Raw genomic sequence first — 9029 nt, forward strand, 5'->3', positions numbered from 1 at the left:
GTATTAACGGCGGTTACCAACCCAAACCCCGAATATTACGGCTGCAATGCCCAAGTAATGCCCAGCCAATAATTGTTCACCATCCAATAGCCCCCACATGATCGCCACTATGGGTATCAAATAGGTTACCGAACTGGCAAAAACGGGTGTGGCTACCTTTACCATGACATTGAAAAGTATCAAGGCCAACGCGGTTCCAACGATTCCCAACACTGCAATGTAACCTGCTGCTAAAGTAGCTCCTTCTACATGGGTGATCTTGAAGGAAAATTGGGTAAAAGCGAAAAGATAAATCAAGGCCATAGGAAGAACCATGGTCAGGGAAATGGCGGTGATGGCTACCGGTTTAAGTTCTACAAACCTAAACTTGATGATGTTAAGGTTTAAACCGTAACATGCACAGGCGAGCAATACAAAAAAGGCATATGCATTAATGTCTGTCAAGGATCCAAAGCCTACACCTTCTTTGACTGTTAATAGGATTACTACTCCGATGAAGGCAATGAAGAGACCTAGGCCATTTCTTTTTGTAATCCGGGAATTAAAAAATAAAGCCCCAATTACCACCACGAATAGTGGTGTCATGGCATTGAAGACTCCTGTGAGCGCAGAACTAAGCTGCGTTTGTGCTTTGGCAAAAAGAAATGCTGGGATGAAGCTTCCTACCAGGCCCACAATGATCAGGTTTTGAACCTGCCTTTTGTTCAGGTTTTTCAGCCTAGGCAGGGAAAGTGGAAGCAAAAAGAGTCCGGCAGCCACAATCCTGAATGCACCCACTTCACCAGGAGAAAATACCACGAGTCCTCTTTTGATGAGGATAAAAGAACTGCCCCAAACCAAGGCCAAAACCATCAAAAAACCCCAGGCTTTTAAGGCATTTTCAGATTGTAAATCTCGCGACATGAATTGAATTGGACAGGGTTTTTATGATTGATTTTGGAAATTCGTAATTACAACACAAAAAACAACATCCTGTTATCTGAAGGGATGGGATAACAGGATGAGCGTTGAATTTTGTTTGCTAAGGAATGACTTAAAACTGATAATCGGCAAAGACCTCATGAATTTCTTCCAAAATACCTGCCACTTCATCATAACTTTCTGCGGTGACCATTCTGGTTCTGAATGGTTTGAAATTGGGCATGCCTCTGAAATAATTTGTATAATGCCTGCGCATTTCTAAAATACCCTGTTTTTCACCTTTCCATTGAACAGAAAAATCCAAATGCTTTTTGGTTACTTTTATTCTTTCTTCCAAATCTGGACCAGGAAGTTTATTGCCGGTTTCGAAGTAATGTTTGATTTCATTGAACACCCATGGGTAACCAATAGAAGCCCTTCCAATCATCATACCATCCACATTATACTTTTCCCTGTAGGCTTTAGCCTTTTCCGGGCTATCTATGTCTCCATTACCGAAAACAGGAATTTTTAACCTTGGATTGTCTTTGACCTGATTGAGATAAGACCAGTCTGCTTCCCCTTTGTACATTTGTTGGCGTGTTCTGGCATGTATGCTGATGGCTTGAATGCCTACATCCTGTAGTCTTTCTGCCACTTCCACGATGCGGATGGTGTCCTGTGACCAGCCCAGTCTGGTTTTGACCGTAACCGGGATATTGACACGTTTAACAATCTCAGCGGTCATGGCCACCATTTTGTCAATGTCCAGAAGAATGCCTGCACCTGCTCCCTTACAGGCCACTTTATGAACCGGGCAGCCATAATTGATATCCAAAATATCCGGACCTGCAGCCTCTGCTATAGCAGCAGCTTCCCGCATGGATTCTATCTCATTCCCGAAAATCTGTATGCCTATGGGCCTTTCGTATTCGAAAATATCAAGTTTCTGAACACTTTTGGCAGCGTCCCGGATGAGCCCTTCCGAACTGATAAACTCCGTATACATAAGGTCGGCTCCATTCTCTTTGCATACAGCCCTGAAAGGCGGATCGCTCACATCTTCCATAGGGGCAAGGAGCAGTGGGAACTCTCCTAATTCCAAGTTTCCTATCTTAACCACTTTCGAATTCTAATTTTCCTGTAAATTTACCGCAATTATGGATATATATAAAGCTCAAGCACCAATTGCTGCCAAAAGTTCCTGGTTTTTGTCCTTATTGGTCATGCTTTTGATAAGCATAGGTGTCATGATTATATTGCAGGGACTTGCCCTTTTTTTGATTCCCCCAATATTTAACATCTCATTGGATGAAATGATGGGGATTTTTACCGCTCCTTCCCAAAACACCCAAGCCAGAATGGCTATGTTCTTTGTTCAAGGTTTAGGCTCAGGATTGGGCTTTTTTATCGCAGCTTGGTTCATTGCCAAACTTGTTGATAAGGTCGATTTTGGATGGAAACAGCAAATGGCACGCTTTAAGTTCATTGGCCTGCTGAGTTTACTGGCGGTCATGCTAGGAGGGATTCTTTTTAATTCCCTTATTATCGACTGGAATGCGGGCATAAAACTTCCCGAGCAGCTAGGAAGCTTGGAGAATTATTTGCGCAATGCTGAGGACCAAAGAATGGTAATGACCAAATTTCTGACAGATTTTGAATCACCTATTGAATTCCTTGTAGGTTTAGTGGTTATTGGCCTTTTGGCAGGAATTGGTGAGGAGGTCTTGTTTAGGGGGGTGCTTCAACCAAAAATGCAGCTTTACACTGGAAATATCCATGTGGCAGTTTGGCTGACAGCTTTCATATTTTCAGCGATTCATATGCAGTTTTATGGTCTTTTCCCCAGAATGTTACTTGGGGCCATCTTTGGATATCTTTATTTCTATTCAGGTAGTTTGCTTTATCCGATAATTGCCCATATTTTGAACAATTCCTTGACCATTACCCTTGTTTATTTGGGGAAATTGGATGTGATAGACTTTGATATTGAGCAAACCGATCAGGTTTCATGGCCTGTAGCCATTATCGGTTTACTGTTACTCTTGATCAGTCTAAAGTATTTTAAGGACAAACACAGCTATAATTTATCGGATGAAAAACTGGCAGAAGGTGTATGAGAACAGTTCTCCCGTAAGGGCTGAAATCGTGAAGGGCGTTTTGGAAGATAATGGCATTCAGGCCGTGATATTAAATAAAAAGGAATCTGTATATCAGATTTTTGGAAATTATGAGGTGATGGTTCCGGTTAACGATGCGTTGCGGGCCGTAAATATTGTAAAGAATGAGATCTCCTTTTCGAATGCGTGAGCGCTTCAATATTAATAATTACAGTAATTTAGGCCAAAGGGTGATTACTGCCTTTATTGGAGCCGTTATCATCATTGCTGGCTCTGTAATTAGTCCTTGGCTTTATTTTCTGATTTTCGGACTGATTTTGGGCTTTGCCCAAATGGAATTTTATCGGTTGACTGGATTAGACGGAATGCTGCCATTGAAAAGTTTTGGTACATTTCTGGGAATTACCATATTTACCTTATCTTTTTTGATAGGTATAGGTCATTTGGATGACAAGTTCTACTTTTTGATTTTCCCTTTGGCTTCTTTGGTGTTTTTCATTAAACTCTATAGAAAATCAGATAAAAAGCCTTTTACTGGCGTAGCATTCACTTTTTTGGGAATATTTTATGTGGCGGTCCCCTTCTCTATGTTAAATGTGGCTGCATTTGCCGTGGATGGGAATTTCCATTACGAGGTAATTGTTGGTTCTTTGTTTATCCTTTGGGCCAGTGATACGGGGGCCTATTTTGCAGGCACCAAGTTTGGCAAGACCAAGCTATTTGAAAGGGTTTCTCCCAAAAAATCCTGGGAAGGATTCTTGGGCGGAGCTGCATTGGCATTTTTAGTGGCTTATTTTCTTTCCAAAAACTTTAATTCCCTTCCGGAATGGAAGTGGCTTTCCATTGCAACTATTATCATTATTGCAGGCACTTATGGTGACCTTATTGAGTCCTTATTCAAGCGCAGTATAGAAATCAAAGACTCCGGAAGATCCTTACCTGGACATGGTGGATTTATGGATAGATTTGACGGATTGTTATTATCGGCCCCATTTATTGCTGCCTTTTTGAAAATCTTTTAAAATCGCCTATACAGTATTGAAAAACTCCTTAATATTGTATCATAAATGATCAACTCATCTAAATAAACCCAATATGGCTTACATTGAACCGGCCCCGATTAAGGATAAAGAAAATCCTTTGGAGTCCATGATGGAAAGATTCAACCTTGCAGCAGAAAAATTAGGACTTTCCGACGAAGTCTACAATGTGCTGAAAAACCCTGCAAAACAAGTTATCGTATCCTTGCCAATCACTATGGATGATGGCAAAATCCGAGTTTTTGAGGGGATCCGCGTTATCCATTCCAACATCCTAGGCCCTGCCAAAGGGGGTATACGTTTTGCCCCTGATGTGCACCTAGATGAGGTAAAGGCATTGGCAGCATGGATGACCTGGAAGTGTGCTGTGGTAGATATTCCTTATGGCGGTGGTAAAGGTGGTGTTCGTTGCAATCCCAGGGAAATGTCCAAAGGTGAAATTGAGCGATTGATGAGGGCCTATACGACGGCCATGATCGATGTTTTTGGGCCTGATAAGGATATTCCGGCGCCAGACATGGGTACCGGGCCCAGGGAAATGGCTTGGTTGATGGATGAGTATTCCAAATCCCATGGAATGACCGTAAATGCTGTAGTCACTGGCAAACCGCTTGTTTTAGGAGGGTCCCTGGGAAGGACAGAAGCCACCGGAAGGGGAGTGATGGTAACGGCTTTAACAGCGATGCAAAAGCTCAAAATCAACCCATTCCAAGCCACATGTGCTGTACAAGGTTTTGGTAATGTTGGATCTTGGGCTTCACAACTTTTAGAAGAAAGAGGGCTTAAAATTGTTTCCATATCCGATATTTCAGGTGCTTACCATAATGAAAATGGCATCAATATTCAGGAGGCCATCGCATATAGAGATGGGAATAATGGAACATTGGAAGGTTTTACCGGGGCTGAAAAACTCGCTGATCCAATGGAGTTGTTAGAGTTGGATGTGGATGTATTAGTTCCTGCTGCAGTGGAAGATGTGATTACCATCAAAAACGTAGATAAAATCAAAGCAAAGCTAATTGTAGAAGGCGCCAATGGACCTACTTCCGCCAAAGCCGATGCAATTATCAATGACAAAGGAATTATGGCTGTGCCGGATATCCTGGCCAATGCAGGTGGTGTTACTGTTTCCTACTTCGAATGGGTGCAGAACAGATTGGGGTACAAATGGACAGCTGAGCGTGTCAATAGAAGATCAGATAGGATCATGAAAGATGCTTTTGACCACGTTTATGAAGCCTCAGTTAAGTACAATGTGCCTTTGAGAATTGCAGCCTATATCGTAGCTATTGACAAAGTAGCGAAAACTTATACCTTTAGAGGAGGCTTTTAAAGTCTTAAGTATAAAGTTTTGTATATTTGGGGTGTGGAAGATGGCTTTCACACCCTTTTAAATGTTAATCCCATGACCATACACAAAGAAGGAAGAAAGTTGTTGTTTTGGCTGCTGATCATTTTGGCTGCTGTCAATTTTGGGTTGAATCAATGGATTCCTGAAGAGGAAACCCTGTTAAATGTGGTTTTACTGATCAGTATTGTTCTGTATTTGATTATTTTGCAATTTTTCAGAAGTCCTTATGTCAAGTTGCCCAATGATGATAAATTGGTTTTTGCCCCTGCCGATGGCAAGGTGGTCGTGATTGAAGAAACAGAAGAAGAGGAATACTTGAAGGAAAGAAGAAAGCAGGTCTCTATTTTCATGTCCCCTATCAATGTGCATGTTAACCGCTCTCCTATTGCAGGTGTCGTGGAATATTTCAAATACCACCCAGGCAAATACCTGGTGGCCTGGCATCCAAAATCCAGTTTTGAAAATGAGCGTACGACTATGGTGCTCAAGCACCAAAACGGGGTAAAGATTCTGGTAAGACAAATTGCAGGAGCCTTGGCCAGAAGGATCAAATGGTATGTCCAAGAAGGAACGCCATTGGCACAAGGGGGAGAGTTTGGCTTCATCAAATTCGGTTCCCGGGTAGATGTGTTTTTGCCTTTGGACGCCGAAGTACTCGTGAGTATCGACGAGAAGACCCAAGGAGGAAGGACGCCGATTGCGAGGTTGAAGTGATTTAAAAACATCTAAGAATAAGAGGCATAGGATTGCAACCTATGCCTTACTTTTTTTTTCCGAACCACAAAAGTCCACAAAGTGAACAAAAGACTGGTTCAATTAAGGGCTTTGCTTGAATACCAGTTTCTTAGATTACTTTCCTTATGTGCCACTTTTTTAACTTTTATGGTTAGAATAACAATGCTGTAAAAATGGAATAACTAAATCGAGTCCCTCTATTTCATTGGAACAAATACCTCGGTTACTCTTTCATTTTTAGTTTTTCGGCCCTATATTTAAAATAAAAAATTAGGTATGAAGAAGTTTTGCGTCTTAATGCTGATGCTGAGCATCATTTTTCAAGTTGCTTTTGCCCAGGAAAAAGCAGATTACCTATCGGTGAGTTTATCTCCTCAGATAGGAGAAGGCCCTTTTTTGATGGGATTTTCAAGAATTAATCCGAATAAGAAGGGGGAACATACATTCCAGGCAGGATATCCTGAACCCTTGACTTATGAAGGGGAAATGGAGGGATTTGAAGAGTATCTTTTGATCCCTAATTCCATTCAGTATACCTATTTGAATTTTAAAAAGGGCTTATCAGACGAGAGCAGTTGGAAAGGTCTTTTAACCATGTTTGGTGAAGAGGCAGCAGTTATCAAAGAGGTTACCGATCAGGAACATCGTTTTTTTGTTCGTTTGGCTGTTAAGGAACTAGGGGAAGATGCGATGCAGATCTGGGTGGATCAAAATGCGGATGATATATGGCAAGCGGGTGAAATATACGATTACAAAAAGAATCCCGAAGACAATTGGGAAACAGGTATTGCAAGATTTCCTATCATTCCTGTACAATATGAAGATGTGGTAAATGGTGAGTTGGAGAAAGTAGAACTCGCGCTGCAATTGGCTCCTTTTATGAGTCCGGGAAACATTCTTTATGCTTATAAGAATTACCAGCAAGGGGTTCTGGATGATGGTCTTGGTAATCAAACTAATTTGTTCCTGAGCAATAGTTTTACTTCCGGTTATTTTGACAACACCAACCTTAAAGCTTTTGTGGCTTCAACAGATGAGGATTGGCAAGCCATCAATGCTTTTCAAAGAGAGTTTTTAGAGTACGGGGATGCCATCCAATTGGGGGATGAAAAGTATCTGATCCATTCCGTGGATAAGTGGGGGACCGAATTGGTGCTTAGAAGGTTGGGTGAAGACGAAGCATGGATTGGTACCCAAAAAGGGGCACAGGCACCAGCCATTGTTTCTAAAACCTTAACCGATGAACCTTATACCATGAACAATGGTAAAGTTACCATGCTGGACTTTTGGGGGAGCTGGTGCGGGCCCTGTGTGGCTGAAATTCCCCTCTTGAAAGACGTGGTTTCATTTTTTGAAGGAGACCGGTTTGAGCTGGTAGGCATGGTGTATGATCAGCGAAGTGCGGTTGAAAAATTCATTGAAAACAATGGGGTGAACTGGAAGCAGGTCATGCATTCTTACGAAGGGGATGAGATGGATTATGCTAAGGTGTATAATATCAATGCTTATCCTACCACCTTCCTTATCAGTGCTGATGGTAAGGTTTTGGTAAAGAATGATGGTTTGAGGGGCTTTCAATTGTATAAAACACTCTGCCAACAGTTGGATATTCCGGAAGAAAGCTTCTTGAAGCACATTGCCAGTGGAGAGGCTACTTTGGTCTTTGAGGTGTCAGATCCTAAAATTTCGGGCATTTACCTGACAGGAGGTAAATTTAATAAGCAAAAATATTACGCCTATAAATCAGGAGATCATTTTGTAAGAGGGCATGAATGGGAAAATGGAACGGAAGAAGTAATCAATGTGGTTTATAACCTTAATGGTAAGCAGGAAACCAAAGAAATTACGCTTTCCAAAGAAATGATCCAGGAGGGAAAAATTATCATAGCCCTTTAAGGATTTTCCTTTCCTTAATATACAGAAAGGCAAAAATTGAAGTGCCTAAGAAAAAAATCAGGGTAGTCCATTCATAGGTCCGTTTATCGGACCTTTTTGCCTCTACTACCTGATCTTTTTCTGCCAAGGCCCTTTTCAGAATGGCTATCTCTCTTTCCTGTTTTTGGGAGATGAATTTATAATCATTTTTTTCATAGGTGATTTCTGTTTTCTCAATCTCATTGATCATGCGGAGTTCATCCATGATCTGATTGTCCTTGTTGATGATGCGGGACATCCATTCGTTGGTCTCAATCATGTCTTTTTTGGTCCTGTTGCCAAAAATCCCGCTTTTTTTACTTTCAGAGACTTTCCACTCCCTGTGCATCTTGTCCCTTTCGGAAAGTAATGTTTCCAGTTTGGCCTGTGCCATTCCCATAAGGGGGAAAAGGGCTAAGACAGCTGTTAAAAGTGTTCTGTACATGATGATGCAATTGGTATTAGACATATTCATCAAATAATATGCCGAAGCCTTATTACATCAATAGGAATTACCGAAACCGCTTTCCTGGTTTTCTCTTGAAGGCGCCTTTTCTTCTTTTGTTATTGGTGTAAAAGTTATAGAGGAAATTGATGGCAAAAACGGTAATGGTCAGCGGGATAAATAAGTCAGGCAGCATGATTTTGATACCCAAGAGGATCAATAGGGTGGCGATGATGCCCATCTTGAAAGTGGTGTGGCTTTCCGGATAAACCCTTCCTATGAGGTACAGGCTGAGACTTTCAATCAAGGCTATCAGAATGATCAAATAAGTCAGCATATCCCTCATGGTAGTGTCATTGGACCAAACCACCCAGGCTAATCCGGCAGCGACTAAAATCAGACTGGCTGACTGAATAGAGGTATTTAATCTTTCTCTCATAGGTGCAATTTTGGGTTAAATAGCGAAATAAGATATGCATTTTATACAAAACATCAAAAATCCCGATTCCAAAGTGAATGGTTTT

At 41.4% G+C, this 9029-nt stretch carries 10 protein-coding genes; 6 read left to right on the top strand and 4 right to left on the bottom strand.

The genetic code is table 11. From position 1 onward, the window contains the following. Window positions 1-3: 3 nt before the first annotated feature. Both B879_RS06315 and dusB read right to left on the bottom strand, forming a co-directional pair. The gene (locus tag B879_RS06315; RefSeq protein ID WP_009184322.1) at window positions 4-903 is read right to left on the bottom strand and encodes a DMT family transporter; all 900 of its coding nucleotides are present in this window, start codon (window positions 901-903) and stop codon (window positions 4-6) included. A 130-nt stretch (window positions 904-1033) separates the two neighbouring features. Next, entirely contained in the window at window positions 1034-2023 is a 990-nt protein-coding gene (gene dusB / locus B879_RS06320; RefSeq protein WP_009184323.1) for a tRNA dihydrouridine synthase DusB, read from the bottom strand. Between the two features lie 37 nt (window positions 2024-2060). On the opposite strand from dusB, the gene B879_RS06325 reads away from it, so the two are divergent. The 6 genes from B879_RS06325 (at window position 2061) to B879_RS06350 (ending at window position 8042) form a co-directional block, all read left to right on the top strand. Further along, window positions 2061-3020 carry a CPBP family intramembrane glutamic endopeptidase gene (locus B879_RS06325; protein ID WP_009184324.1) on the top strand — a complete coding sequence of 320 codons (960 nt, stop codon included), beginning with the start codon at window positions 2061-2063 and terminating at the stop codon, window positions 3018-3020. After that, entirely contained in the window at window positions 2995-3210 is a 216-nt protein-coding gene (locus B879_RS06330) for a putative signal transducing protein (protein WP_009184325.1), read from the top strand. Before B879_RS06325 ends, B879_RS06330 begins: the two co-directional genes overlap by 26 nt. Beyond that, window positions 3185-4042 carry a phosphatidate cytidylyltransferase gene (locus B879_RS06335; protein ID WP_009184326.1) on the top strand — a complete coding sequence of 286 codons (858 nt, stop codon included), beginning with the start codon at window positions 3185-3187 and terminating at the stop codon, window positions 4040-4042. The genes B879_RS06330 and B879_RS06335 overlap by 26 nt, the downstream gene beginning before the upstream one ends. Window positions 4043-4115: 73 nt before the next feature. Further along, entirely contained in the window at window positions 4116-5393 is a 1278-nt protein-coding gene (locus tag B879_RS06340; protein ID WP_009184327.1) for a Glu/Leu/Phe/Val family dehydrogenase, read from the top strand. A 72-nt stretch (window positions 5394-5465) separates the two neighbouring features. Further along, complete coding sequence (locus tag B879_RS06345) at window positions 5466-6125, top strand: phosphatidylserine decarboxylase family protein (protein WP_009184328.1); 660 nt, start codon at window positions 5466-5468, stop codon at window positions 6123-6125. 297 nt (window positions 6126-6422) lie between these two features. Further along, window positions 6423-8042 carry a TlpA family protein disulfide reductase gene (locus B879_RS06350; RefSeq protein WP_009184329.1) on the top strand — a complete coding sequence of 540 codons (1620 nt, stop codon included), beginning with the start codon at window positions 6423-6425 and terminating at the stop codon, window positions 8040-8042. Here B879_RS06350 and B879_RS06355 read toward each other — a convergent pair. Both B879_RS06355 and B879_RS06360 read right to left on the bottom strand, forming a co-directional pair. Beyond that, a complete protein-coding gene (locus B879_RS06355) occupies window positions 8029-8505 on the bottom strand; it encodes a hypothetical protein (RefSeq protein ID WP_009184330.1) in 477 nt (158 codons plus the stop codon). The genes B879_RS06350 and B879_RS06355 overlap by 14 nt on opposite strands. 67 nt (window positions 8506-8572) lie before the next feature. Further along, window positions 8573-8944 carry a hypothetical protein gene (locus B879_RS06360; RefSeq protein ID WP_009184331.1) on the bottom strand — a complete coding sequence of 124 codons (372 nt, stop codon included), beginning with the start codon at window positions 8942-8944 and terminating at the stop codon, window positions 8573-8575. Between the last annotated feature and the right edge of the window lie 85 nt (window positions 8945-9029).

It is taken from the genome of Cecembia lonarensis LW9 (assembly GCF_000298295.1).
GTDB classification, from domain to species: Bacteria; Bacteroidota; Bacteroidia; order Cytophagales; family Cyclobacteriaceae; genus Cecembia; species Cecembia lonarensis.

What these genes read in the sequence shown, in the direction of transcription:
- B879_RS06315 (WP_009184322.1), bottom strand. Translation starts at nt 903, where the DNA reads ATGTCGCGAGATTTACAATCTGAAAATGCCTTAAAAGCCTGGGGTTTT.
- B879_RS06325 (WP_009184324.1), top strand. Translation starts at nt 2,061, where the DNA reads ATGGATATATATAAAGCTCAAGCACCAATTGCTGCCAAAAGTTCCTGG.
- B879_RS06330 (WP_009184325.1), top strand. Translation starts at nt 2,995, where the DNA reads ATGAAAAACTGGCAGAAGGTGTATGAGAACAGTTCTCCCGTAAGGGCT.
- B879_RS06335 (WP_009184326.1), top strand. Translation starts at nt 3,185, where the DNA reads ATGAGATCTCCTTTTCGAATGCGTGAGCGCTTCAATATTAATAATTAC.
- B879_RS06340 (WP_009184327.1), top strand. Translation starts at nt 4,116, where the DNA reads ATGGCTTACATTGAACCGGCCCCGATTAAGGATAAAGAAAATCCTTTG.
- B879_RS06345 (WP_009184328.1), top strand. Translation starts at nt 5,466, where the DNA reads ATGACCATACACAAAGAAGGAAGAAAGTTGTTGTTTTGGCTGCTGATC.
- B879_RS06350 (WP_009184329.1), top strand. Translation starts at nt 6,423, where the DNA reads ATGAAGAAGTTTTGCGTCTTAATGCTGATGCTGAGCATCATTTTTCAA.
- B879_RS06355 (WP_009184330.1), bottom strand. Translation starts at nt 8,505, where the DNA reads ATGTACAGAACACTTTTAACAGCTGTCTTAGCCCTTTTCCCCCTTATG.
- B879_RS06360 (WP_009184331.1), bottom strand. Translation starts at nt 8,944, where the DNA reads ATGAGAGAAAGATTAAATACCTCTATTCAGTCAGCCAGTCTGATTTTA.